The organism is Archangium lipolyticum, from assembly GCF_024623785.1.
Lineage (GTDB): Bacteria > Myxococcota > Myxococcia > Myxococcales > Myxococcaceae > Archangium > Archangium lipolyticum.
On record NZ_JANKBZ010000023.1, the window covers coordinates 139144 to 164712 of the forward strand.

General features: G+C 67.9%; 22 protein-coding genes. 9 read left to right on the forward strand and 13 right to left on the reverse strand.

Annotated features, from left to right (window positions below; translation table 11 throughout):
* Nucleotides 1-46: 46 nt before the first annotated feature.
* The 4 genes from NR810_RS36070 to NR810_RS36085 all read right to left on the reverse strand — a co-directional run bounded on the left by NR810_RS36070 (nucleotide 47) and on the right by NR810_RS36085 (nucleotide 4725).
* Complete coding sequence (locus NR810_RS36070) at nucleotides 47-1162, reverse strand: M35 family metallo-endopeptidase (RefSeq protein ID WP_257459179.1); 1116 nt, start codon at nucleotides 1160-1162, stop codon at nucleotides 47-49.
* 314 nt (nucleotides 1163-1476) lie between these two features.
* Complete coding sequence (locus NR810_RS36075; RefSeq protein WP_257459181.1) at nucleotides 1477-2448, reverse strand: hypothetical protein; 972 nt, start codon at nucleotides 2446-2448, stop codon at nucleotides 1477-1479.
* Between the two features lie 50 nt (nucleotides 2449-2498).
* The gene (locus NR810_RS36080; RefSeq protein WP_257459184.1) at nucleotides 2499-2651 is read right to left on the reverse strand and encodes a hypothetical protein; all 153 of its coding nucleotides are present in this window, start codon (nucleotides 2649-2651) and stop codon (nucleotides 2499-2501) included.
* 85 nt (nucleotides 2652-2736) lie between these two features.
* Nucleotides 2737-4725, reverse strand: coding sequence for a sensor histidine kinase (locus tag NR810_RS36085; RefSeq protein ID WP_257459186.1), 1989 nt, complete (start codon nucleotides 4723-4725; stop codon nucleotides 2737-2739).
* Between the two features lie 207 nt (nucleotides 4726-4932).
* Between NR810_RS36085 and NR810_RS36090 the strand changes: the two genes are divergently transcribed.
* The 4 genes from NR810_RS36090 to NR810_RS36105 all read left to right on the forward strand — a co-directional run bounded on the left by NR810_RS36090 (nucleotide 4933) and on the right by NR810_RS36105 (nucleotide 7952).
* Complete coding sequence (locus tag NR810_RS36090; protein ID WP_257459188.1) at nucleotides 4933-5454, forward strand: AAA family ATPase; 522 nt, start codon at nucleotides 4933-4935, stop codon at nucleotides 5452-5454.
* 182 nt (nucleotides 5455-5636) lie between these two features.
* Nucleotides 5637-6764 (forward strand): hypothetical protein, encoded by a 1128-nt coding sequence (locus NR810_RS36095; RefSeq protein ID WP_257459190.1) that lies wholly within the window; start codon nucleotides 5637-5639, stop codon nucleotides 6762-6764.
* A 42-nt stretch (nucleotides 6765-6806) separates the two neighbouring features.
* The gene (locus NR810_RS36100; RefSeq protein WP_257459192.1) at nucleotides 6807-7196 is read left to right on the forward strand and encodes a VOC family protein; all 390 of its coding nucleotides are present in this window, start codon (nucleotides 6807-6809) and stop codon (nucleotides 7194-7196) included.
* A 63-nt stretch (nucleotides 7197-7259) separates the two neighbouring features.
* A complete protein-coding gene (locus NR810_RS36105; protein ID WP_257459194.1) occupies nucleotides 7260-7952 on the forward strand; it encodes a ubiquinone biosynthesis protein COQ4 in 693 nt (230 codons plus the stop codon).
* Nucleotides 7953-7991: 39 nt separating this feature from the next.
* Here NR810_RS36105 and NR810_RS36110 read toward each other — a convergent pair whose 3' ends face one another.
* A complete protein-coding gene (locus NR810_RS36110; RefSeq protein WP_257459197.1) occupies nucleotides 7992-9092 on the reverse strand; it encodes a calcium-binding protein in 1101 nt (366 codons plus the stop codon).
* A 208-nt stretch (nucleotides 9093-9300) separates the two neighbouring features.
* On the opposite strand from NR810_RS36110, the gene NR810_RS36115 reads away from it, so the two are divergent.
* Entirely contained in the window at nucleotides 9301-11262 is a 1962-nt protein-coding gene (locus tag NR810_RS36115; RefSeq protein ID WP_257459275.1) for a pyruvate formate lyase family protein, read from the forward strand.
* A gap of 59 nt (nucleotides 11263-11321) precedes the next feature.
* Here the strand turns inward: NR810_RS36115 and NR810_RS36120 are convergent, their stop codons facing one another.
* Nucleotides 11322-12326: an SMP-30/gluconolactonase/LRE family protein gene (locus NR810_RS36120; protein WP_257459199.1), complete on the reverse strand. Its 1005-nt coding sequence runs from the start codon at nucleotides 12324-12326 to the stop codon at nucleotides 11322-11324.
* Nucleotides 12323-13129 carry an SDR family NAD(P)-dependent oxidoreductase gene (locus NR810_RS36125; protein ID WP_257459204.1) on the reverse strand — a complete coding sequence of 269 codons (807 nt, stop codon included), beginning with the start codon at nucleotides 13127-13129 and terminating at the stop codon, nucleotides 12323-12325. The genes NR810_RS36120 and NR810_RS36125 overlap by 4 nt, the downstream gene beginning before the upstream one ends.
* Nucleotides 13130-13255: 126 nt before the next feature.
* Here NR810_RS36125 and NR810_RS36130 point away from each other — a divergent pair, with 126 nt between their 5' ends.
* Nucleotides 13256-14200: a LysR family transcriptional regulator gene (locus tag NR810_RS36130; protein WP_257459205.1), complete on the forward strand. Its 945-nt coding sequence runs from the start codon at nucleotides 13256-13258 to the stop codon at nucleotides 14198-14200.
* Nucleotides 14201-14245: 45 nt separating this feature from the next.
* Here NR810_RS36130 and NR810_RS36135 read toward each other — a convergent pair whose 3' ends face one another.
* Nucleotides 14246-15226 (reverse strand): NAD(P)H-dependent flavin oxidoreductase, encoded by a 981-nt coding sequence (locus NR810_RS36135; RefSeq protein WP_257459210.1) that lies wholly within the window; start codon nucleotides 15224-15226, stop codon nucleotides 14246-14248.
* A 130-nt stretch (nucleotides 15227-15356) separates the two neighbouring features.
* Between NR810_RS36135 and NR810_RS36140 the strand changes: the two genes are divergently transcribed.
* Both NR810_RS36140 and NR810_RS36145 read left to right on the forward strand, forming a co-directional pair.
* Nucleotides 15357-17402 carry a hypothetical protein gene (locus tag NR810_RS36140; RefSeq protein ID WP_257459212.1) on the forward strand — a complete coding sequence of 682 codons (2046 nt, stop codon included), beginning with the start codon at nucleotides 15357-15359 and terminating at the stop codon, nucleotides 17400-17402.
* 101 nt (nucleotides 17403-17503) lie between these two features.
* A complete protein-coding gene (locus NR810_RS36145; protein ID WP_257459215.1) occupies nucleotides 17504-17806 on the forward strand; it encodes a DUF962 domain-containing protein in 303 nt (100 codons plus the stop codon).
* A gap of 17 nt (nucleotides 17807-17823) precedes the next feature.
* Here the strand turns inward: NR810_RS36145 and NR810_RS36150 are convergent, their stop codons facing one another.
* The 3 genes from NR810_RS36150 to NR810_RS36160 are packed head-to-tail and all read right to left on the reverse strand — an operon-like array spanning nucleotide 17824 to nucleotide 20342.
* Nucleotides 17824-18657 carry a MetQ/NlpA family ABC transporter substrate-binding protein gene (locus NR810_RS36150; protein WP_257459217.1) on the reverse strand — a complete coding sequence of 278 codons (834 nt, stop codon included), beginning with the start codon at nucleotides 18655-18657 and terminating at the stop codon, nucleotides 17824-17826.
* Nucleotides 18658-18679: 22 nt separating this feature from the next.
* The gene (locus NR810_RS36155; protein WP_257459219.1) at nucleotides 18680-19360 is read right to left on the reverse strand and encodes a methionine ABC transporter permease; all 681 of its coding nucleotides are present in this window, start codon (nucleotides 19358-19360) and stop codon (nucleotides 18680-18682) included.
* Nucleotides 19353-20342, reverse strand: a complete 990-nt coding sequence (locus tag NR810_RS36160; protein WP_257459221.1) for a methionine ABC transporter ATP-binding protein — start codon at nucleotides 20340-20342, stop codon at nucleotides 19353-19355. The genes NR810_RS36155 and NR810_RS36160 overlap by 8 nt, the downstream gene beginning before the upstream one ends.
* A 259-nt stretch (nucleotides 20343-20601) precedes the next feature.
* On the opposite strand from NR810_RS36160, the gene rarD reads away from it, so the two are divergent.
* Complete coding sequence (gene rarD, locus NR810_RS36165) at nucleotides 20602-21519, forward strand: EamA family transporter RarD (RefSeq protein ID WP_257459222.1); 918 nt, start codon at nucleotides 20602-20604, stop codon at nucleotides 21517-21519.
* 74 nt (nucleotides 21520-21593) lie between these two features.
* Here rarD and NR810_RS36170 read toward each other — a convergent pair whose 3' ends face one another.
* Nucleotides 21594-24137, reverse strand: coding sequence for a glycoside hydrolase family 9 protein (locus NR810_RS36170; RefSeq protein ID WP_257459224.1), 2544 nt, complete (start codon nucleotides 24135-24137; stop codon nucleotides 21594-21596).
* 443 nt (nucleotides 24138-24580) lie between these two features.
* Nucleotides 24581-25456, reverse strand: coding sequence for a sigma-70 family RNA polymerase sigma factor (locus tag NR810_RS36175; RefSeq protein WP_257459226.1), 876 nt, complete (start codon nucleotides 25454-25456; stop codon nucleotides 24581-24583).
* Nucleotides 25457-25569: the final 113 nt, after the last annotated feature.

Sequence of the window (25569 nt, forward strand, 5' to 3'; positions counted from 1 at the left end):
GGGCCCCCCTGTCTGGAGGGCTCCCGCGCTCACCGCCGTTTGCTGCTCACTGCAGGAACGGCGTGTTCTCGGCGAAGTACTCGTGGTTGTCCGCGTTGTCGAGGGCGTTGGTCGGGTTGGTGAGCGCCAGGTTCTTGGCGCCGGCCTGTCCGTACACGTGATCATCCGTGCCCGCGACGACGGTGAAGTGGCTCATCTCGTGGATGAGCGTGCCGCCCTTGGAATCCGTGCCGGTCATTGGCGCGGACCAGAAGGCGCTGCACACGTAGATGGTGTAGGGCTGGTTCGGGTACACGTAGGCGTAATAGTTCTTCTTGCAGCCGCAATCGATGGTGATTGGCTTTGTGTCGAAGCCGTCCTTGATCTTGGCGAAGTGGCTCTGCGCGGTGCTCCAGCCGCTGGTGGAGAAGGCCCCGAACCAGGTGGAGTAGCGCGGCGTGCCCGAGGGCGTGGTGCCGGTGAGGTAGGCGTTCGAGTCGTTGGCCATGGCGCTGGCGGCGTTGATGGCCTCGATGATGGTGGACTGCTGCGTGGTGGAGCAGCGGCCGCTGAACGAGAGGGTGCCCAGGCTCACCACGTCGCCCGGCCTGGCCTGGGCGAGCGCGCGGCCCTCGATCCACAGGCTCACCTCGTTGGACTCGATCTTCCCGCCCTGGAAGGAGGCGTTGCCGTGGAGCTGCTTCGGCGCCACGGTGAAGCGGATGATGTACTGGCCGGTCTGCGACAGGTCATACACCTCTCCGAGATCCACCGTGCTCGTCGTGCTCTCACCGGCCTCCAGGGTGATGTAGTCCTTCTCCTGGGCCGCGGGACGCTTGTAGTGCGGGCCCTGGAAGGCCACGGGCGCTCCGGCGAGCTTCACCTGGAGCAGCTCCTCCTCCAGGCCCTCGACGGGCGTGTACCACTTGAGCAGCTTCACTGCGTGACGCGAGTCGTTGGTGAGGGTGATCGTCACCGAGGCCTTCTCGTTGGCGCCGATGAGGGCCTTGTCCGTGCTCAGCCGCACCGACACGGCCCTGGCGGCGAGCTCCTGGGTCTCCTGCGTCAGCCCATCCCCGTTCCTCGTGGACTCGTCCGAGGGAGCGCCGCAGGCGCCGATGAGGGACGCACCCACGAGCCATCCGGCCATCCACTTGAAACCGACTCGAACGTTCTTGCTCATGCGAACGACTTCCTTTGCTGGGGGGCCCGCTGCTGTGTGCTTCCGGGGTAGGGCCCTCCCGTAGCAAGGCACGGGCCAGTTTCTCACTTTCGTGGAAATGGAGGGTTACAGCGGCGGTGCTGCCAGAGTGGAGCATCCAGGCTCCACCTCCAAGGCGTGGAGGCGTAAAGAGTCGTTACGAAAACGCGGCGATGCTCCAATCATCCCGCGAGGTTCGGGGGGGATGTCAGGGTGTCTTGAAATCGGACAGGGGTTTCTCACCTTTGAAGCAACCTCCAGCCTCCGACCGCCTGGCGCCGCTTTCGAGCCACGCGTCAGGACTTGCGCTGGCGCAGCGCGGCCCGGGCGCTCGTCCAGTCCACGAGGCTGTCGTTGAGATCGTCATCACCGCGTTGGGCCTCGGGCATGTCACCCGTCTCCACCCGGCGGATGACCTCGGGGAGCGCGTCGTAGAACTCCTTCGAGCGCCACTTCGGGTGCAGGCTCCACAGCCCCGGAGACTGGCCCAGGAAGTCGAGCCGCCGCAGGCCCTCGCGTTCCATGGCGCGGGTGAGGATGTTCTCCGGCTCGCGGTACGGGGGATTGCCCGCGCGCAGCGCCCGGAGCAGATGGATGGGGGGCGCCAGCTTGCGCTTCAAGGGCACGAGCCGCTCGAGGAGCCTGCGCCGGTCCATCAGGAAGACGCGGGTGCTGAAGCGCCGCATCAGGAATCCGGCGGGAACGGAGGGATCCGGCTCGATGCCACCGCGCAGGTGGATGCGCAGGCGCCCGTCGGCGGTGGGAGGGCCGGGGTGGGGCGCGCAGTAGAGGAGCTCCGGCCGGGAGGCCAGCAGTTGCACGGCCTCGGACACCCAGGTGGGAGAGCCGCCCCCCAGGAGGATGTCCGCGTCGAGGTGGAAGACGTGGTCGTGCGTCGCCGCGTGCAGCCCGTACATGTATGAGTAGTACGGCCCGCCGCGCGAGTCCTTCAGGGGGACTGGCTTTCCGCCGAAGAATCGCTCGGCCATGGCGGAGGCGGTGGCGGGGGAGTAGTCCACCTCGCGCACCGTGGCCCGTGGGTAGCGCGCGCACAGCTCCGAGAGCAGGGCCTCCATCCCCGGGCGGCGCTCCTCCCACGCCGCCGCGAAGCGATGGCCCTTGCTGCGGTGCAGATCCAACACGAGAAGCACTTCGTCCACGGAGGAGGCGAGCTGCCGCAACTGGTGCGGCAGGATGTGGCGCGCGTGGGGAAGGTCGGTGGGCGCGAGGTTGATCTGGAGCGTGACGGCGCCGTGGTGGGAATCCATGGTCGAGCGCCCCACTACCACGAAGCGGGCCGGTGCACCGAACGGATGCGTCAGCTCAGGAGGGAGAGCACCAGCACGCCACCCCAGATGAGGCACCCCACCGTGCCGAGCACGATGCCAGCGATTGCCTGTCCCTTGCGTCCGATGGGCGGGTGCGCGTTCGGGTTCACGCGCCGCAGGCCGATGATGGAGCACACCAGCATCGGGTGCAGACCCCGAGCGCGGGCTGGTCGGGGTGGGCGTGGCAACGGCTCTCTTCGACTCCGGGTGTGATTGCTCGGGGCGCCCTCAACCCCGGCCACCCGTTGGCGGCTCCGCCCGCTCCACCACCGGCAGGCTGAAGGAGAAGGTCGTCCTGAGGCCGGGCTCGCTCTCGGCCCAGAGCCGGCCGCCATGCGCTTCGACGAGCCCCTTGCAGATATAGAGGCCCAGGCCGATGCCCGCCGCCTGTTTGCGGCCCTCCTTCGTGCGATGGAAGCGCTGGAACAGGTGGGGCAGATCCTCCGGCGCGATACCGGGTCCCTCGTTGGACACCGAGACCCGCAGCTCATCCTCCTGGCGGTGGAGCTCGACGTCGATGGGAGTGTGGAGCGCGCCGTACTTCACGGCATTCGAGAGCAGGTTGGTGAGCACCTGATCGATACGCAGCGGGTCCGCCAGCGTCCGGGTCTCCTCCGTGGCGGTGACACGGAGGGGGCGGCCCTCGGCCTGGCCCTGCATCCGCCTGACGCTCTCGTGTACCAGCTCCGTGAGCACCACGGGCTGCCGCTCCAGACGGAGCTGCCGCGCCTCGATGCGCGAGGCATCCAGGAGGTCCTCGATCATCCTGCGGAGCCTGCCCACGCTGGTGTCGATCCACTGGAGGGGTTCCTGCTGCTCCTCGGACGGACCGCCCGGGGTGTCATGGCGCAGCGCATCGAGCGCGAGGGCGATGACGCTGACCGGCTGGCGCAGATCATGGGCGACCAGCGAGGTCCATTCCTCCCGCTGGCGCTCGAGTTCCTTGAGCAGGGAGATGTCATGGAAGATGGCGACCGCTCCACTGCGCGACCCCTTGTTCCCGTGGATGGGAGTCGCGCTCGCCAGCACCGGCACGCTCCGCCCATCCCACGTCTGGAGCGACAGCTCGATGCCCACCTCCGGTTCGCCGCGGACCAGGGCCCGGACGCAGGGGACCTCCTCCGGGGGGACGGGCTCTCCGGAGGGACTCCGCATGTCGAAGCGGAGCTGGGGACCTGGGACATCGAGCCCACCGGACTCCCTGGAGCGGAGCGACTGGGCGGCCGCATTGGCCACGAGGATGTGGCCCTGCTCGTCCAGGATGAGGACCCCTTCGGGCATCTGCTGGATGATGCTCATGAGCCATGCCCGCTGGAGCGCCTCGGTGCGGTAGGACTGCTCGAGCGCGAGCCCGGCATGGTTGAGCCTGCGGGAGGCCAACCAGATGAACGGCAGCCCGATGAAGGTCAGCATGCCCGTGACGAGGGCGAAGGCCGTCGTGGGGGTGTAGAGGCCGGACCGGGTGCCCAGCAGGGACAGGTGGCCCAGCACATAGGGGCCGAGGAGCAGGGCTGGCAGCAGGCGGCGCACCAGGGCACTGCCCGAGTGCGTTCCCGACAGGGTGCTCATGAGCCCCTGCTCGGGCCTGGCCGCGAGGATACCGAGGCACAGCGCGACCAGGACCGAGCACGTGTGCAGGGCCATGCCGAGCTTCGTGGGCAGACCCGGCAGCGTATGGAGCTGGGAGGCGCCCGTGCCGTAGCCGATCAGCGCGGTCCAGGAGATCACGGCCACGGTGAGCGCGAGGTATTGCGCAGGCCTGAGACCTCGCCGGGTCTCCACGTCGAGCAGCAGCAGGGCCAGGCCGAGCAGGAGGAAGGCGAGCGCCGTTTGGGGAGAGGGTGGCAGTGCCCCGTTCCGCGTGGGCAGCAGCCAGGCACACAGTCGGCTGAGCCACTCCTGGTGGAAGATGTACTCGGCCAGGGTGAGCGCTCCGAGGAGACTGGTCAGGGTGGCGCAGACCCGGCCTGCCCCGCGCCGGCGTGGATCCGGGGTGACAGGACTCAGCAGCCACAGCGCCAGGCCAGTGAGGATGAGCCCCGCCGCGGAGAGGGCCACCATGGGGGGGAGGCCGGGCACCAGGACCGTCAAGGACTCGACGCCGAAGCACCAGCCGCCCACCAGGACGATGGTGCCAACGACGACACCGACGCTGGCCATGACAGGGGCCAGTCGCTGGAGGAATTTCGAGATGCGCGGGTCCACCGTCACTGTCATGGAGACAACAGTGTACTGGATGGCGGGAGAGATTTCTCTTGCAACTCGAACGAAGTATGCCGTGCCAACTTCTCGGGAGGAGAAGCCAGCGAGAGAGCGCCCGGGGAGGAGCGGTCATCAGCGTCTGAGCCTGCCCCGGTTTCGTCATGGTCGGACACAGGGGAGGTCGTGTTGACGCCGCTGGCGGCGACGAAGCAGAGTCGGAGCGTGGCACGTCTTCACCTCCTCGTGGGCCCGGTCGCGGCGGGCAAGTCGACCTTTGCCCTTCAGCTGGGGCAGCGGCATCGCGGTGTTCATCTGAACCTGGATGAGTGGATGGCGCGGCTCTTCAGCCCAGACCGCCCGGACTTCGGCGTCATGGACTGGTACGTCGAGCGCACCGCACGCTGCATTGAGCAGATCTGGCGGCTGACGACGAACATGATCGACGTGGGCACTGACGTCATCCTCGAGATCGGCCTCCTTCAGCGATGTGACCGCGAGCGGCTCTACGAGCGCGTGGACGCGAGAGGTTACGATTTGACGGTGTACGTCCTGGATGCGCCCCGCGAGCTCCGCCGCGAGCGTGTGCAACAACGCAACCATGAGAAGGGGGAGACCTTCTCGATGGTGGTGCCGCCACACATCTTCGAGCTGGCCAGCGACATGTGGGAGCCGCTCGATGAAGACGAGTGCAGCGGTCGCGACGTACGCTTCATCTCCACGGACTCGAGCATGCTGGACCGCTAGCCACCGCGTACCGCTATAAGCTGGGCCACACGCTGCTCGTCTCCTTCGCGGGGCGGACTTCCTCGACACTCGCCGGGCGTGTGTCGATTAAGCGGCGCCCCGCCAGGGGTTGTTGTTTGTTTTCTATTCCTCGCAATGACAAATCATCGGGGGCGTCAGCGAAGCGATCAGGATCGCGGAGAATGGAATCCATGAAGAGTGGCGAGACGGCTGTTGCAGGGAACAAGGTAGTGCTGACCGAAGCTCGAAAAGAAGAGCTGGCTCAGCTCCTCCGCCCGGTGGCTCCGCCGCGGGAACTGGACAGCGTCTACTCGGAGGACCAGTTGCGGCGGTTACTGGGGGTGGTGCGGGACAGCGGGCCGCACAAGCTGATCATCGCGCAGCATTTCGCCTCCGCCGAGGAGCTGATCGCCACCTCCGCGGGTGGTGTCCCGGAGGGAGTGACCCCGACGCTCGACATGTTCCTGTCGCCCACGTTCCGGAACTTCTACGGGAACCATTCGACCTGTCTGTTCCCCGAAATCAACGACTGTTTCTACAATGACAGGTTCCTGGAGCTGGCGAAGAACTACTGGGGTGCCAGGTACGCCAGGCCCCAGATGATGCTGTTCAATGTGAACGGTCCGTGTGGCAACACGGACCCCGGGCACCTGGACTCTCCGAGCTTCCGCGGCATCCGTTACGAGAATTCGCCGACCTGGCTCTGTAGCGTCATGGGGAAGTCGGGACTCTTCCGCGACCATCTCATCAAGATGGCCCAGGTCATCACCTGGTTCTCGCATGACCCCCGGAGTGGCTTCACCTATTGGCCCGATGGGCCGCGCGCGGCTCCCAAGCGCGTGAAGCCGCCGATCTACAATCGTGGCGTTCTCGTCCAGAATGAAATGATGGTCCATCGCGGTGAGGCGAACGGGCCTGTAGAACAGCAGTTTCCGGCGGGGCTGGACTTCACCAGCGTGTTCGCCGGAGACCCCGGCAGCCGTGAGCACTGGATTGTGAAGACCGGTGACGCGGTGATCGCGCGTTACCATACGGACGAGTTGCGCTTCCTCGTTCACTGGTCGGCCGAGGTGTTCGAGGACCTGGCGGAGCTGAAGAAGAACATGGACCATACCGAGGATCTCACCTTCGATCAGGTCTTCGACACCCTGATCAAAGACGTGCGCTCGAAGGGAATCCATGTCGAGACACCGACGGATCCGCTGCATGATCCGGTGTTCATCCGCACCATCAACGCCGCCTACGACATAGGTCGTCCAACGTTCTATCCACCAGAGGCCCCGGTGACGCGGTTGCGTACCGTGGCCTGAGCTTCACCTGTTCCTGACGGCTTGGAGGTTGTCTTGAAAAGTGTGTCGAATACGAAATTCGGATTCACGAAACTCCTCGTCAATGACCTCGAGGCTTCGGCTGCCTTCTACACGTCCGTGTGTGGTCTGGCCGAAACCGGGCGAGTCGAGGCATCCATCGCGGGCCGGAACATCCGTGAGATCCTGTTCGCGCCAGCTCACGAGGGGAGCGCTACTTTCGTCCTGCTCAAGTTCCTCGACGCTCCAAAGCCCGCCAACGACGAGGTCATCCTCGGGTTCATGACCGACGATGTCGATGCCTTCGTCGAGCGTGCGAAAGCCGCCGGCGGCGCGGTGGCCCAGCCGGCCTATTCCGCCGTCGAGCACGGCGTGAAGGTCGCCTTTGTCACCGATGTCGAGGGCCACTTGATCGAAGTCGTCCAGCTGCTCTGACGGCGGCCGACGCAGAGCTTGCGCTCCTCCTCCGAGACCCGAAGCCCCACGAGAGACAGCACCATGCCCGACCTCACCACCCCCCTCCCCACGCTCCCCGAGAATCCCTCACTGCTCACCCGCCTGCAGGTGGGCCTTCAGGCGCTCAAGGTCCTGCAGGTCGATCCCACGAATCCCGCCTACGGCGCCCTGTTCTACGACAGCGTGGAGATTGGCCTGTGCGCGGCGCTCGCCCAGGACTTCTCCCGCCATGAGGAGGGCCGCCGCCTGCTGGCCGAGAAGCCCTCGTTGCGTGCTTCGGCCCTGGACCTGGATGCGCTGGAGAAGCTCCCCTTGGGGTCGCTCGGCCACACATTCGCGCGCTACTTCCGGGAGCAGGGGCTGACGCCCATCGAGACTCTGTCCCCGCCGAAGAACGATGCCCAGTACGTGGCCACGCGCCTGCGGGAGACGCATGACTTCCACCACATGGTGACCGGCTACACCACCGACGTCATGGGCGAGATGGAGCTGCAGGCGTTCACCCTGGGCAACCTCCACCTGCGCACCTCGCTCCTCATCCTGCTCCAGTCGGCGAAGGCGTCCAAGAGGATGCCCGGAGTGGATGCGGCCCAGTACGCCCGGCGGTTGTGGGCCGCGTTCCGGCGCGGCAGCCAGTCCCGGCAGCTCGCCAGCTTCCGGTGGGAGGACCACTGGGCCACGCCGCTGACCCTGCTGTGCGAGCAGCTCGTCGCGCCCGCACAGCAGTGGAACTGACGTGCGGCAGGGGGCGGTCCGGGTCGGTTCCTGGCGCGCTCAATCCGTATCGATGTTCTCGCAGGAGATCCGCACATCGCCCTCGTTGGCCGGGACGTGGCAGGTGTCCGTTCCGGAGCCCCCGTCGGCGGTGTCGATGGCGCCGTCGGGCTGCGGAACCCCGAACAGATCGTTGGTGGCCAACGTATCGTTGTCCGGTCCGCCCCGGAGCACATCGGCGCCCTTGTTGCCGACGAGGACGTCGTTGCCGAGGTTGCCTTGCAAGCGATTGGGGCCGTCGTTGCCGACGAGCACGTCAGGTCCGCGGCCGCCGAACAGATCCTCGACGGAGTCGAGGATGTTGTCCTTCTCGACGGGCGGCCCAAACGTGGCGATGCCGTCGTTGTCCGTGTTGTCGATCGACGCCACCAACCGGACGTAGTTGTCGTGGGCGTTGTCGAGGTAGACGACCGCGTCGTGCGCGCCGGGGCCGCCGTCGAACACGTCCGCACCGGCCCCGCCCCGAAGGGTGTCGTCGCCGGCTCCACCGATGAGCCGGTCGTTGCCGGGACCCGCGCGCAGGTCGTCGGCACCGTCGCCGCCGTCGAGCACATCGCTCAGGCCATCGTTCGGTCCGAAGTCGGTGGACAAGGTGTCGTCGCCGCCATGGCCCCGGAGGGTGTCCCGGCCGTTGCCGTCGCTCAGGTTGTCGCCGAGGAAGCCACCGTTGAGGGTGTCGTTGCCCGGCCCGCCCGTGGCCCGCATGGGGGCCGCGCTGGAGTTGTTGACGACGTCGTCGCCTCCGCCGGCGTCGACCCGGAACGGCTTGAACACCTGGCCGTTGGGGGTCCGTGGCGCGAGACACGACACCGCGAACAGCCCTCCGCCGACGGTGGTGGGCGTGCAGCCGGGTCCGGCGGTGATGGGGGACGTGTCGCTCACCAGGAAGCGGTCGCCGGGGATGGTGACCACCGTGATCCGGTTGGCTCCGGCGCCGCCCGTGTAGCGCAGCCCCTGGGCCGCGTCCGAGGTGGTCGTTCCGTTCGGCGCGGCGGCCGCGGCGGCCGGTCCGGTCTGCGCGGCGGCGGGGAGGGAGCCGCCGAGGAGGGCAGAGGAGACGACGAACGTCGTCACGATCCGCCGGGGGGTGATGGGTCGCATTGTTGGAGCTCCTCTGGGCTCGTTCGAATGAGAGGTGAGTGATTGCGGAGCCACCGCGACCACTCACCTTCGATTGAGCGACGGCTGACCCTTTGTGACGGAGCTGACGCCCGGCGAGTGCGGCCGCCATCGAGTTCGTTGATCGCGTCGGCGACGTTGGGGGTGACGCCGCCCGCCTGGAGGAACGCCTTGAGGTCGTCCTCGTAGCATCGCGGAGCGGATGATGCGGCTCTCCAGCGAGCCGCCCAAGACGCTCCTCGAGGCCGCCCAGCTCCTCTTCACGGTGCACTCGAGCCTGCACCTCATTGGCGAGCCCACGGCCATCGGCCGGCTCGATCAGCTGCTCTTCCCCTTCTACGAAAGGGACGTGGCCAACGGGCTGCTCGATGACGAGGCGCAGGAGATCATCGACTGCTTCTGGATCAAGATCGGCGAGAAGGTGCAGCTCAACCGCCAGTTCGTCGAGGATCACCAGCCCTACGGCAACCTCGCGATGGGCGGCATGAGCGGCAACTACCCGCAGGGCGCCGCCAACAACCAGTGGATCCAACAGGTGACCGTGGGCGGCACCGTGGCGGATGAGACGCCGGGAGAGGGGAAGCCCGCGTACAACCGGGTGACGCTGTTGTGCCTGCGCGCGGCCCGGCGGTTGCCGCTCAACGCCCCCTGCCTGTCCCTGCGCGTGCGCAAGGACATCCCTCCGGAGTACCTGCACGAGGCCTCGCTCGCGCTGCTGAGCGGCGGCGCGCACCCCATCCTGCTCAGCGACGAGAAGTTCATCCCCGGGCTGCTCCACAGCGGAGACAACGTGGGCAACGGTACCGGGGAGACGGCTTTCACACCGGTGGTGGACAAGGCAGCGGGGGCGTGGCGCAGCGAGGTGGCGCTCCAGGCCGCACGCGACTACGCCTGCGACGGCTGCTACGAGCCGCAGCTCGTTGGCCAGAACTGGTTCACCCTGGGCGGGATGAGCGTCCTCCAACCGCTCGAGGCCGCGCTCAACGAGGGCAAGAGCTGGACCACCGCCGGACCCATGTACTTCCGAGGCCAGCGCGTGTCGTTCACCTCACCACCCCCCAAGGAGATCCGCTCGTTCGAGCAGCTCCTGGCGCTCTTCTTCCAGCACCTGAGCTGGATGTACGCGAAGCAGGTGGACGGGCTGCTCGGCGTCTTCGGCACGATGAGCGCCGTCTGCCCGTCGCCGCTGCTGTCCGTGTTCATCGACGACTGCCTGGACAAGGGGGTGGATCTCTACGAGGGCGGGGCGCGCTACAACATCGTGGCCCCCTGCTTCACTGGCTGCTCCACGGTGATCAACTCGCTGTACGCCATCCAGAAGATGGTGTTCGATCCGGACACCGCGGTGACCTCGCTGCCGGAGCTCGTGGAGGCGCTCATCTGCGACTGGGGCTATCGGATGGATGAGCCGTTCATCAGCACGCTCGCCGGCCCGGCGCGCATCGAGGGCAAGGCCGAGCGGTTCAAGAAGCTGCGGGAGGTCGCCATGGCGCTGCCCAGGTACGGCCGTGGCCACCAGGAGCTCGACGGCATGGGCAACGAGCTGCTCCGGCGCATCGCGGAGACGTCGGTGCGCGTCTTCACCGAGCCGGCGGCTCCCACCGCCCAGAAGATGGTGGAGCTCGCGCGACGGCTCGGAACGCCAGACAAGCCCTTCGGCGGGTTCCAGGTCCAACCGGGAGTGGGCACCTTCGAGAACTACCTCGAGTTCGGCGCCATGTTCGGGGCCTCGGCGGATGGCCGGCGCCTCGGGGAGACGCTCGCCTCGGACCTGAGCCCGTCGCCTGGCTTCGCGGATCAACCCGTGTCACACCAGGTGGCGGGCTTCATGCAGGCGCTCTCGGGCTACACGGGGCAGGGCGTGGATGCCTTCACGAGCGGCGCTCCCACGGACTTCAACATCCGCGAGGAGTTCCCCGTCGTCTCGCTCCAGCGGGTGCTCGCCGCGTTCGCCGAGGGCAGGGGCTCCAACATCCTGACGGTGACGTGCGCCAACCCCGAGACCTTCGCGGAGGCCACGCGAAGCCCGGAGAAGTACGATCTGCTGCGCGTGCGAATGGGCGGCTGGTCGGAGTTCTTCGTGGCCATGTTCCCGGGACACCAGGCCCAGCACCAGCGGCGTCCCCTCAGCACGCCTGAAGACAGGAGCTGATCCGCGACGACTCCCAAGGATGGCACCCACGCGAGGAGGGTCCTCTCGCGCGGGTCTCTTCAGTTCCCGGGTACCAGCCTCGTCACCCAGAACGCGTCCGGCACTTTCGCCGCCGTGCCCTTCAGCAACCTGTCGCGCAGCCGGGCCTCGGTCACCCAGATGCGGCCATTCGATTCCACCGTGAGGTTGACGGGAGACTCCATGCTGGAGGCCAGCACCTCGATGGGTCTCGGACCGGAGGCCCTTCCGAGCACGTCGATGCGGACCACGCGCCCATCGCCACTGTTCGCCGCACCCTCCAGCACGAGCAGCCGGCCATCTGGTGCGAAGCGCATTCCATCCGGATTCTCCAGACGGCGTGGCAGCTCCACCTCGCTCACGGTGGGGGGCGCTCCCGCCGCTCCCGGGCGCACGAGGAAGAGCCGGCCCGGCCCATACGTGTTGACGGAGAGCGTCCGTCCGTCTGGCGCGAGCGCGATGCCCGCGGGGCCAATGCCAGACAGCCCCGCCGCCTTGGACGCGAAGCGGGTATCGGACACGTACGTCTCCAACCGCTCACCCCCGGGACGAAGGTAGAGGACGGAGGCCCGCGTGCTATCCGTCACGTACAGGCCGCCATCGGGAGCGACGGTGATGTCGTTGCCCATGCCTCCCTCCGGCACGGGGAGGATGCGCCGGACCTCGCCCGTGCGCGCATCCACCGCGAAGAGCCGGGGCGCACGCTTCCCCAGGGTGCCGTCCGGACGCAGCAGTCCCAGGGCGTCGGGCGAGGTGCCCCACAGCAGGCCGCGCGGCGCATCGAGCCGCAGGCTCGTCACGGCGAAGATCTCCTCGGAGCCCGGGAATAGCACTGTCCACTCGCCTCCCGGGGCCCGGCGCAGGATGCGCCCGCTCGACACCGAGCCGACGAAGAGCGTCCCGTCCTCCGCGTGGGTGATGCCGTTGGGATATGTGAGGCCCTCAGGCAGAGGCAGCCGCTCGCGGTGGGGCCGTGCCGCCGTGACGGGGGTGGCGACCGTGAGCAGCGCGGCGGTGAGCGCTCCCAGGACGTGCAGGCCACTCATCGCGCCTCCGTGCCCGCCCAGGGGCGATGGCCGGCGAGGGCGTAGCCGCCATCGACCAGGACGTTCTGCCCCGTGACGAAGCGGGCACCGTCGGAGCACAGCCAGAGGACCACGTCCGCTACCTCCTCCGGGCTGCCGAGCCGGCGCGCGGGCGTGTGGGTGATGAAGGGCCGCCGCGTCTCCTCCGTGGAGAGGCGGTGGAGCATGGGCGTGTCGATGATGCCGGGGTTGACGTTGTTCACGCGTACGCCGCGATCCATGCCCTCCAGCGCCACCGCGCGAATCATCCCGTCCAGCGCGGCCTTGCTGGCGGAGTAGAGGGAGGTGCCCGGCAGCGCGCCATGTGCCAGCCACGAGGAGTTGTTGACGATGGCCCCGCCGCGCCCGGAGCGCAGCATGGCGTCCACCTCGTACTTCATGCACAGCCACACGCCGCGCACGTTGATGTCGAAGGTGTGGTCGAAATCCTCGGCCTTCAGTTCATGGATGGGGGCGAAAGTGCCCTCCACGCCCGCGTTGTTGAAGGCGGCGTCCAGCCGGTCGAACCGCTCGAGCGTCGTGCGGACGAGCCGCTCCACCTCGTCCACCTTCGCCACGTCCGTGGGGAGGGCGAGCGCCCGTCCTCCGGCCGCCTCGACTTCCGCCGCCACCGCGTCCAGCTCCGCGCGCCGCCGGCCCGCGAGGACCACCGTGGCGCCCTCTCGAGCGAAGGCCACCGCCGCGGCCTGCCCGATTCCGCTTCCAGCCCCCGTGACGAGGACCACCTTCTCCTGGAACGACTTCGACCCCTTTGTGTCCGCCATGGTGCCCGCACTCCCTCGTGCTCTCCGATGCGTGTGGTGCACAAGTAGCCCAGGGCTTTCGTCCCATCATCGCGGGGCGCCGCACTAGACTCTTGCACCGCGCGCAACAATGCGGAGGAGCAGGGCATGGATCGCGTGGCACTGAGGGACCGGCTGGAGGACATGCTCGGCTTCACGGCGGTGGCGCGGGCGCTGAGCTTCGTGGACGCGGCGCGCGAGCTGGGCATCAGCGCCTCCACCCTGAGCCGGCGCATCGCCCGGCTGGAGGACGCGCTGGGCACCGCGCTCCTGCGGCGCACCACGCGTCACGTGTCGCTGACGGAAGCCGGGACGCTGTACCTGGAGCGGTGCACCGATGTGCTCACCCGCGTGGAGGACGCGGATGCGCTCGTCTCGGGCCTGGCGGAGGAACCCCGGGGGCGGCTGCGGGTGGCCGTGCCCAACCTGTTCGGCCAACTCCAGGTGGCGCCGCTGCTGCCGGACTTCCTGCGCCGCTACCCGCGCATCGGGCTGGAGTTCTCGTTCATGGACCGCTACGTGGACCTCGTGCAGGAGCGGTTCGACGTGGCCATCCGCATCGGCGCGCTCACGGACTCCAGCCTCGTGGTGCGCCGGCTCGCGACGAACCACCGCCTCCTCGTCGCGGCCCCTTCCTACCTCCGGGGCCGGCGGCCGCTGGCGAAGCCGGAGGACCTCGCGCACCACGCGTGTCTCTACTTCAGCCTGCTATCGGACGGTCAGTCGTGGAACCTTCGGAGAGGGGAGGAGCAGGTGACCGCGCGAGGCCGCCCGGCGCTCGTCGCGGACAACGCCGAGGCGCTGCGGCAGGCGGCAGTGGCGGGTTGTGGCGTCACCGTGCTGGCCACGTTCCTCATCGCGGAGGACCTGCGCGCCGGGCGGCTCGTGCGGGTGCTGGAGGGGTGGTCCGTGCCTGACACCGGCATCTTCGCGGTGCATCCGCCGGGGCGGCTGGTGCCCTCAAAAGTGAGGGCCTTCGTCTCCTTCCTCGCGGAGCAATACGCGGGCTCGCCTCCGTGGGAGAGGGTAGGGGAGCGGCGCTCCGGCGCGTGAGGCGTTTCTCCTCGGCCCCTCCGGCCCAGCCCCCACCCGCGGGCGTCAGCTCCCCTGACCCAGGCGCCTGGCCGCCTGGCGCAAGTGCTGCTCGGCCTGCTCGGCCAACTCCTTCACGATCTCCGCGGCGGGCTGGAGGGACTTCACCGCGCTCACCGACTCCCCCGCGTAGAGTGCCATGGCCTCGATGGCGCCCGTGGTCTGCCGCGTCGGGCTCGGTACGGACCAGCGTGGCAGGGGCATCCGCAGGTTGCCCATCACGAGCTCGCCAGTGACGTCCCCCTGGAAGGCCTCGGCTGCCTCGATGCACGAGCGGAGGACCCGGTGCGGGATGCCCGGCATCATCAGGTCGAAGGCATTCGTGAAGACGGTGTCCTTCGCGCGCGCCTGGAGGAGCTTCTCGGCGTAGATCGGGTGGATGTTGGCCTCTCGCGAGGCCACGAAGCGTGTGCCGAGCCGCACCCCGGAGGCGCCCGCGGCCAGCGCGGCGGCCATCGTCCGCCCAGAGCCGATACCGCCTGCGGCCAGCACGGGAACCTTCACCACGTCGAGCACCTCCTCCAGCAGGGCGAATAGGCTCATGCGCCCCGTCAGGTGCCCCCCGGCCTCGACGCCCTGGGCGATGATGAAGTCACACCCCGCCTCGACGGCTGCCAGCGCCTCCTCGCGGGAGCCCACCTGCCAGGACGCCAGCGCCCCACCCGCGTGGACGAGGTCCACGAGGCCCCGGTCCGGCGGACCAAAGGAGAACTCGACCACCTTCGCGCGTGAGGCCGCCACCTCGACACAGGCCCGTTCGAGGAAGGAGATGATGAAGGTCACCCCCACGGGGCCGACCTTCCGGGCGCGCAGGTGCTCCAGCGCCTCGGCGAGCTCCGCCGCTGTGAGCAGTGGAGCACCGAGCATGCCCAGCCCGCCCGCCTCCGAGACCGCCCCCACCAGCTCGGGCGTGGCCACGGCGCCCATGCCCGCGGATTGAATCGGTACACGGCATCCCACGAGTTCGGTGAAGCGAGTCGCGAGCACGAGAATCCCCCTTTTGAGTCCGGAAGCGACATTACCAAGGAACGTTGCAACCGTGCGCGATCGGGGGCAGAAGGCGCGCGGCGGTCACCGGGTGTGTCTTCGTGCCGGGCCGCCGTTGGCTGGAGGCGAAATGTCCCGGATGTGGAGCATGGTCGCCGCGATGTGGCTCGCGGCTTGTAGCACGCAGGTGTCCTCTCCCCAGGAGCATGGGGGCGCTGCACCGCGCGCGGACGAGGTGGTTCCGAGAGAGGAGTGGGAAGGGGAGTTGGAGGTCCTCGTGGTGGATTCTCCGTCGCTCCGGGAGTCGCGCCTGGCGTATTTCCTCATCGAGGGGAACCAGCGTCACCCGGTGGTCTTCAGCCGGGGAGCGCCGGAGGGGCTACGCAGTGGATTGAAACTGAGGCTTCGCGGGCGGCGGGTGGGCCATCAGCTCGTCGCCGAGGAGGTCGAGGTGGACACCCATGCGGCGGCCCTTCACGCCGCGGCCGGGACCTGTGGCGTCACGGGTGTGCAACGCAGCCTGGTCATCCTGGCGGCGTTCCCGGGCATGCCGGTCCCGGCCATCACTCCGGAAGGGATGCGGGAGGTCTTCTTTTCCACCACGCGTCGTTCGCTGGCCGGCTTCTGGCAGGAGGTGTCCGAGGGCCGCACCAGCACGACGGGTGACGTGGTGGGCTGGTACACGCTGGACCGTGCCTATTCCTGTAACGACACCGATGCCATGCGAAGCGCGGCCCTGCGGGCGGCGGACGCGGACGTGGACTTCACCCGGTATGACCGCATCTTCATCGTCCACCCCGAGCCCGAGGAGGGTTGTTTCTACGCGGGGCTGGCCACGCTGTCCTGCGGCGCGTTGCCGACGCCGGACGGCACGGTCTCCGGGTCCACTGCATGGCTCGTCGCCAGGTTCATGGGCCAACACGACAGGGCCGTGGAGTTGGTGACGCACGAGGCAGGACACAACCTCTCGCTGAATCACGCGCGCTCGCGCGACTTCGGTGCGGAGCCGCTCGGATACCTTGGCGCCCAGGGGGTCCTCACCGAGTACGGGAACCTCTTCTCCACCATGGGCTACTGGAACCTGGGTCACTACTCGGTACAGGACAAGGCACGCATCGGCTGGTTGGAGCCGGCCTCCGTGGCCGAGGTGGATGGCGTGGACGGCACCTTCACGCTCGCGCCCGTGGTGTCATCCGGAGGGCTGAAGGCCCTCAAGGTGCGCCGTGGTTCCACGAGCGGCGGTTGGCTGTGGCTGGAATACCGCCAACCCGTGGGCCCCTACGATGAGACACTGGCTCCCCAGGTATTCGGCGGCGCGCTCGTGCACTACGAAGACGAGGTGACGAGGGATGGCTCGGACCTGGTCGACTTCACGCCGGAGACCACGTCCTGGAGCGACCCGGCCCTGCTGCCGGGAAGGACCTGGGACGACCCGTACAGCAACCTCTCCGTGACGGTGGGCTCGGCGACATCCGCGGGACTCACGGTGCACGTCCGGTATGGCGACAAGCCGTGTGTGCGGGCGCCTCCCGAGGTGAGGGTGACTTCCTTCTCGGCCACCGACTCGCCCGGAGGCCGGCCGGAGTTCGAAATCGCCCTCACGAACAAGGATTCGACGGGGTGCGGCCCGAGCCGCTTCCAACTCGGCGCCATCATCCCGGACGGATGGAGCTCCGACCCGCTGCCCGCGCAGCTCACGATCGCCGCGTCGAGCACGGCCTACGTGACCCTCCAGACGTATGTGCCCTATCGCGTGGAGCCAGGGCTCTACACCGTGGGAGTGGACGTCACCCGCGATGGCTACACGGTGCAGGGGACGAGCATGATGAAGATCGTCGAGCGCTGCATTCCGTCGCCCCCCACGCTCAGGCTCTCGCCGGGCACGGTGACGGCGGCCCCGGGCACGTCGGTCACCTGGACGGTGGACGTGACCAACAACGACTCCGCTTCGTGCAATTGGGTCTGGTACGACTTCGTGTCCACCCAGCCGGCGGCGTGGGAGACGGCCTGGTCCGATTGGGGCGTGAACCTCCCTCCAGGCGGCGCCTTCACCTTCACGATGACGAAGTCCATTCCCGTGAGCGCATCCGGGCGCCACACCGTGGACCTGCAACTCCATCAGGAGGACTTTGGCCTCGCGGCGAGCGCCACGGCCACGGTGGAGGTGGTCAAATAGAGGGGGCCGTGCGGGGAATGCTCATGCCTGCCAGCTAGAGGCACGGCCTGGCTTTCGGGCGCGGTCCGCCTGTCATTCCAGGCCGTGCTTAGCGTGAGCGCATGCTCGGCAATCGCACGTCGGCGGAGTGGATCGCGGCCTACTCGAAGAGCCATACCCACTCGGTCAATCGCTTCTGTCACACCCTCGGCATTCCGATGATCGCCGCCTCGGTGCCGTTCGCGGTTGTCGCGCCCTTCGTCCCAGGACTCTGGAAGGTCCCCGCCAGCCTCTTCGTGGTGGGCTGGACCTTCCAGTTCGTGGGCCACGCTTTCGAGGGCAAGCCTCCCGAGTTCCTGAAGGATTGGCGCTTCCTCTTCGTGGGGCTTCGGTGGTGGGCAGCCAAGGTGGCTGGCCGGGCCTGACGGTTCAGGTGGGCCGCCTAGAAAGCCGGAATCACCACTCCACGATAGGTGGACTCGATGTAGCGTCGCACCTCCTCGGATTGAAGCGCCTTCATCAACGTGCGCACCTCGGGCCGTGCCTCGTCGCCCTTCCGGACGGCGAGCACGTTGGCATAGGGGTTGCCCTTGGCGGATTCGATGGCGAGCACCTTGGCATCCAGCCGGAGGTTCTTCTGGGCCTCGAGGAAGTAGTTGCCATTGATGACGGCGGCGGCCACGTCCTCCAGGGTGCGCGGTTGCTGCTCGGCATCGATTTCCCGAAGCTCCAGCCGCCGGGGGTTGTCCACCACGTCCTTCACCGTCGCGGCGGCGCCCACGCCTTCCTTCAGGCGGAGCAGTCCCTTCTGGGCCAGCAATTGCAGCGCCCGGCCCCCGTTGGTGGGATCGGCCGGAATGGTCACCCGCGCGCCCTCGGGTAGCTCCTCGATGCTCGCGTGCCGGGTGGAGTAGAGCGCCAGTGGCTCGAGGTGCACCGCGCCCACGCTGACCAGCTCCAGCTTGCGATCGGCGTTGAAGCGTTCGAGGTAGGGCACGTGCTGGAAGTAGTTGGCGTCCAATTGCTTGTCCGCCAGCGCGATGTTCGGCTGGATGTAGTCGGTGAACTCCACCACCTCGACGCGGACCCCCTCGCGCGCGGCCAGGGGGACGGCCACGCGCAGGATCTCCCCGTGGGGCACGGGGTTGACGCCCACCTTCAACGTGCGGGCACCCTTGCCCTCGGGGGCGGGGGGATCCGACTTCTTGCAACCGGGCAGCAGCGCCACCGGGGAGAGCAGGAGCGTGAGGAGCAGCAGTTGGAGAGGGTTCTTCATGGTTGGATCCTCGGGGAGTGAATCAGTCGCGGGCGCGAACGGAGCGGGAAGCCGTGTGGTTGAAGCGGGCGGCGAAGCCATCGCCGACGAACTGGACGAGCTGCACGAGCACCAGCAGTACCACCAGGCACCCCAGCATGACGTCCGTGCGGAAGCGCATGTATCCGTACTTGACCGCGAGGTCACCCAGTCCACCTCCGCCCACGGCCCCCGCCATGGCGCTGTAGCCCAGCAGGCTGATGATCATCAGCGCCGTGCCGCGGATGAGCGATGGAAGGGCCTCGGGAATGAGGACGCGGAGGATGACCTGGCGGTGTGTGGAGCCCATGGCGATGGCGGCCTCCACCAGCCCATGCTCGACCTCCCGCAGGCTCTGCTCCACCACACGCCCCATGAAGGGGATGGCCGCCACCACCAGGGGCACGATGGCCGCGGTGGTGCCGATCGTGGTGCCCACCAGCAGGCGGGTCAGTGGGACGATGGCCACCATGAGGATGATGAAGGGGACGGAGCGGCCCACGTTGACGAGCGTTCCCAACACCCGGTTCAACAGCGGCCTCTCCCATAACCCGCCCCGGTCCGTGATGACGAGCAGCACCCCCAACGGCAACCCCGCCAACAGGACCAGCACGGCGGCCACCGAGGTCATGTAGAGCGTTTCGACGGTGGCGACCCACAGCGATTGCAGCAACTCGTCAGACATGGGCGTGCACCTCGGGCGCCAGGCCCTGCTCCCGGAGGAACTGGAGCGCCTGCTCCATCGCCTCCTGTGTCCCGGTGAGCTCGAAGAGGAGCCGGCCCACCTGGGTTCCGGCGACTCGCTCCAAGGAGCCCTCCAGGAGGTTCGCATCCACACCGAAGCGGCGTGCCATGAGGGTCACGACGGGTTGGGTGGCTCGCTCGCCACTGAAGTTCACCTCCACCAGCCGGCCTCCGGGGCTCACCCGCCAGTCCCGCGCGGCGAACGGTGCGTAGCACAGCTCGTGCAACCGCGTGCCCGGCCGCACGAGCAGCTCCAGCACCTTGCCCTGTTCCACCAGCTGCCCCCGCTCCAGCACCGCCACCGAGTCGCAGATGTCCTTCACCACCTGCATCTGGTGGGTGATGAGCAGGATGGTGAGGCCCAGTTGCCGGTTGATGTTCCTCAGCAACTCCAGCACCGAGCGTGTCGTCTCGGGATCCAGGGCGGAGGTGGCCTCATCGGACAGCAGGAGGCGGGGCCGCGGCGCCAGGGCCCGGGCGATGCCCACCCGTTGCTTCTGGCCCCCGGACAATTGCGCGGGGTAGGCCCGGGCCTTGTCCGACAGTCCCACCAGCTCCAGCAGCTCGCCCACACGCTCACGGATGCGCGCTCGCTCCCAGCCCGCCACCTCGAGCGGATAGGCGACGTTGCCGGCCACCGTCTGCGAGGAGAAGAGATTGAAGTGCTGGAAGATCATCCCGATGCCTTGCCGGGCCTGACGGAGCTCCCGAGGATCCAGGGCCATCATGTCGCGGCCATCCACCCACACCTGGCCGGAAGTGGGACGCTCCAGGAGGTTGACGCAGCGGATGAGCGTGGACTTGCCAGCGCCGCTCTGTCCGAGCACGCCGTACACCTCTCCGGGAGCGACCCGCAGGGAGACGTTCCGCAACGCCGCTACGTCTCGCCCGTACACCTTGCTCACGTCACGAAGCTCGATCACACACCACGACCACTCCGGCCCCTCCCCAATCGCCCCTGTACCGTGAGGCCTCCCATCACCGGAGCGCAGAGGGGAGCCGGAGGGAACGCCGCGCGACCGGAAACACACGGGAGCGGCACACTTGCCGTCATGATGCATGATGTCAAGACGCGCTGTGCGGGCATGATGGATGTGACCTGGGGCGGGTGCGATGACGCTGCACCCGAGCCGGACCGCTGGTATGTAGCGCGGCGCCAGGGGGCAGAAAGAAGCGAGCACCATGTCCAGCGACTCTCCGGCGGCCGGGCGTCTGTCGGGCTTTGCCTATGCTTTCGGGGCCTATGTGTCCTGGGGGTGCTTCCCCCTCTATTGGAAGCAGCTGTCCCACGTGCCACCCGTGGCGCTGGTGTGCCACCGCGTGGTGTGGTCGTTCCTCTTCGTGGCGGGGCTGCTGACGCTGCGCCGGCGCTGGTCCGAGATTCTCGGCGTGCTGCGCAACGGCCGAGCCCTGGCGGCACTGCTGCTCACCACCACCCTCATCTCCCTCAACTGGGGCCTCTACATCTGGGCCGTCAACAGCGGCCGGATGATGGAGGCGAGCCTGGGCTACTACATCAACCCCCTGGTCAACATCGTGCTGGCCCGGCTCCTCCTGGGCGAGCGGCTGCGCGGACTGCAGGTGGGGGCGGTGGCGCTGGCCACCCTGGGGGTGCTCAATCTGGCGATGGGGCTGGGACTGGTGCCGTGGGTGGCGCTGGCGCTGGCGGGCTCCTTCAGCCTGTATGGACTGGTGCGCAAACTGGCGCCGGTGGAGTCACTCACGGGGCTGGTGGTGGAGACGGGACTGGCGACACCCGTGGGGCTCGGCCTGCTGCTGCTGGGCGGCTGGGAGCAGCCGGTGCTGGGCTCCACCCCGCGAGAAACCCTGCTGCTGGTGGGCAGCGGCGTGGCCACCGCGCTGCCCCTGCTGTGGTTCGCCCTGGCCGCGCGGAGGCTGCGCTACTCGACGCTGGGCATCATCCAGTACCTGTCGCCCACGCTGCAGCTCGCCCTGGCGGTGCTCGTCTACGGTGAGACCTTCACCTCGCGCCATGCCATCACCTTCGCCTGCCTGTGGACGGCGGTGGCGCTCTACGCCTTCGACGGCATCCGGGGGGCGCGCGTGCCGGCCCCCGCCCCGGCCCGCCAGGGCACCTGACGTCAGGACAGCTTCCGCCCTCTCATCCGGGACCCCATGCGGCTTCGGGGTCCCCGAATGGCGTTGGGGCTCTCTCACCGGATAAGGCAGACGGCGTCGTTCAAGGTGAACAGCGCCGGGTCGGGATTCGCCCCCATCGCCGGAGCTCCGATGAAGCCAAAGGAAACCGCTCCGCCAGGTGGGATGTGGGCGTTCCATGGCAGGTGGGTCGCGCTGACCGTGGCGCCGGACTGGCTGGCGTTCACGCTCCACGCGCGGGTGACGGTCTGTCCACCCAGGAACGACCAGCGCAGGGTCCAGCCGTTGATCGCGCTGGCTCCGGTGTTGCGGAGGGTGACCTGGACGTTGAAGCCATCACTCCACTCGTCCTGTTTGACATAGCTGACCTGACAGGAAGCGGCGGGCTCGGCCGCCCCGTCACCCTGACCGGCGAGGAACGCGGCGACCCAGGCCAGAGGGGCGTTCCAGTTGATGGTCAGCTCGTTCGTGGCATACGACTCGATGTCGTCGATGTAGCAGAACTGGGCCACACAGCCCGTCAGCTTCTGCTGGGCGATCGGATCCTGGATGAACGAGTTCGGACCACCCGACAAAGAGCCCCGTGGCGGGTGGGGCAGAGCCGGGTTGAGCTGGTGCGCATACCACCGGCTGTGCTGGTTCCGCGAGCTCACCTCACCGTAGCCGGTGACGTAGGAGATGTTCAGGGCGTTGCGGCCCAGGATGTAGTCCATGCCCTGCGCGACACCCTCCACGAAGCGCTTGTCGCCGGTGATGTCATACGCGGTCGCCATGACAACCATGTTGTTGAGGACCTGGCTGGAGGAGCCCCATACGAACATGTTGTCGGCGGGCGCATAGGGCAGCCCGTACGGATGAGCGTTGAGTGTGTTCAGGTACTTCGTGGCGCCCGCCACGACGGACTGCCGCACCGCGGCACGATCCGGCAGGTTGCTCGGCACCATCGCCAGGTCCATGCGTGCCAGCGCGGCGACCGCCCCCCAGGAGATGCCCTGCTCGGTCCAGATGTCAGCGGTGTGCATCGGCGAACCCAGCACGAAGTCACGGAACCGCGCCTCACCGGTGGTCAGGAAGAGCTCCGCGGCGGCCCAATAGAACTCGTCCCTGACATCGAAGTCTTCGTACGCGCCTCCGCCGATGTTATCGGACGGGTTGGCGTAGATCGCCGGGTGAGCGACCGCCGCGGCCCACGCCGTCCGTGCCGCCGTCAGACTCCGCTGCGCGAAGGCCGGGTCGTAGGGGGCGAACAGGCGCGCCGCCTGCGCTGCGGTCGCGGCGAGGTTGAGTGTCGCGGCCGTCGACGGCGGGTGCAGCTCGCGCCGCTTGGGGTCCAGGTGGGGCAGCAGCGGCAGGCCGGTCCATGAATCGTCGTGCACCTTATGGTGGACCATGCCGGCCAGCGGCTGACCCGCGGGCACCTGCATGCGGAGCAGGAACTCCATCTCCCAGCGCGCCTCATCGAGGATGTCTGGCACACCATTCCCGCTCTCCGGGATGGCGAGCTGACCGTCCGTGAACGGCTGCGCGGTCCGGGCGAACTTCGCCCGCTCGAACGCATTCATGAGTTGGAAGACCGAGATGCCGCCGTTGACCACATACTTCCCATGGTCGCCCGCGTCGTACCAGCCACTGGACACGTCGAGCGTATAATCACAGACGCCTGGCTGACACGGCACGGCCGTATCACCCGTGTTCGGCGCGACCCCGACGTGACCGGCGGGACGGGCGTAGCCCGGCCTCAAGCTCTCGAGGATTTCGATGCCACTGCGCTGCGGGTAGTAGAACTTCAATGCGTCGTCGCGCAGCTGACCGTAGAGATTGCCGCCGAGATCGAACGGGCGGCTGGTCTCACCGTCGGCAACCAGGGTGTATCCGGCTCCAGCCACGACGTACCCGCTGAAGTCGATGGAGTGGACGTTCTGGCCAGAGCTGACGTCCACGCCGCGAGGAGTGCTCAGACCGCTCGCCACCACCGTGCCGGAGCCGTTGACGAGCCGCCACGGCAGCGCGGTCGTGGCCTCGGTGACAACCGTCGCGTTCTTCGGACCGTGGGTGAGATAGCCCACCTGGTTGACCCGTACCCGGGGACCGGTGTCCGGCTTGTAGACATCAGGCGGGGCGCCCCCCGTCAGGGACACGTTGTCGACGCAGAAGCGCCACGGCGTGGCACTGCCGCCCATCTGAAAGGCAACCTGCGCGTTGGGCAGGCTCACCGGCGAGGTGAAGGTGTACGTGTACGTGTTGGCCTCCGCGGTCAGCTGCGGATAGACAGCCAGGTACTGCGTCCACGGGTCGGCGGGGAGCTGGATCAGCGCCCTGCCAGAGAAGTCAGACGTCGCGGTGGCCACGAAGCTGTACCGGTACGTCTCTCCGGCGACGAGAGAAACGTTGTCCTGGCCGATGATCACGTCCCAGGGGTTCACGGTCCCCCCGGGGATGTCCGTGCAAAGTTCGCCGCCGCTGGAGTCGAGAGTGATGTTGCTGGTACCCCACCAGGGAGCATGGCCGGAGTCGAAGGTGCCATTGACGATCTGCTCGGGCGGTTGGGCCAGGGCTGGGGCAGAGGACAACGTCAGCGTGGTCGCGGCGAGCGCCAACATGAAGACCGGCACCCCGGCTCGCCCCGACCGCCAGACCAGACGTGGGCGAGGCCTTTCCAGGGAACGATCAGGCAGTACATCAAAATTGGAAAATTTTTCGTATTTCATGATTTGATTGATTTTCTCGAATCGAGTGCCGATGTGTCAATACGTACGTGGTTGCCACCTCGGGCCCAGCACATCCACGAACGGCAACAAGCGTGTGACATTGGAAGGAATACGTATGCGGCTTCGGCAGCGAAAGTACGCGTCCCTGAAGGATGAGCTCACGCTCCGCGCCGCCGAGGCGGCCAGCGCCCGTGAAGCTCGATAGCGGCGCCTCCCATCCCTATGGCTTCGGGTGGTTCCTCGAGGAGCGCAACGGCAAGCCCCTGCACCAGCACACCGGCTCGTGGCAGGGTTTCAAGACTCCGCAGGCTCGCGCCGCAACGCCGCCTGGCTCGTCAGGCATCGAGGATCGCCAGGTCGAGCTGGCGAAGGTGCTCGGGGTCGGCGAGCAGGTTGATTTCGACGATCTTCCCGTGCGCCACCGTGATGTCGATGACGACACGCGGCTTTCCGCCCGGAGCCCACACGGCTGCCACGTCTCCGTTCACGAGCGCCGGCCGTGCGGCCTGGGCGCGCCCCTTGAAGTTGTTGGCCACGGCATGCGCACCGCGGAGCTCGCTCTGTGAACCGAAGGACACGGCCGTGCTGTCGGCTCGGAGCACCACCTCCGGGTCGAGCACCGCGAGAAGCGCGTCGAAGTCACCGGCGCGCGAGGCCGCGAGGAAGGCGTCGACGACTTCTCGCTGGCGGGTGAGGGGGACGTCGGGAACCGCGTCTGCTCCCTGTACCCGGCGGCGCGCGCGGCTCGCGAGCTGTCTCGCCGCGGCCGGAGAGCGTCCCACGATGGGAGCGATCTCCTCGAAGGGCACGGCGAACATGTCGTGCAGCACGAACGCGACCCGCTCGGCGGGAACGAGCTTTTCGAGTACCACGAGCAGCGCGAGACCGACCGAGTCCGCCTGGAGCATGTCGGTCTCGGGGTTGCTCCCGTCCTTGTCGCTCGAGATCGGCTCGGGTACCTGCGCGCCCTGAGGCTCCTCGTGCCGGGACGTCCGCGAGCGCAGCATGCCCAGGCACACGCGCGCGACGACCGTCGTCAGCCATCCCCCCAGGTTCTCGATTCCGCTCGTGTCCGCGCGGGTGAGGTGGAGCCAGGACTCCTGCACCGCATCGTCCGCCTCACTCCGTGAGCCGAGCATCCGGTAGGCCACGGCCCGCAGGTGGGGTCTGTGGGACTCGAACCGCTCCGCCAACCCGTTTTTTTCGTCCATCCGTCACATTCCCTCGTCGCATTTCTACATAGCGGTGACGAACGAAAGAACACCAGCCGGATGTGACGGGCAGGCGGATGCCCGGCAGTCCAGTTCCGCAACGACACCGGAAT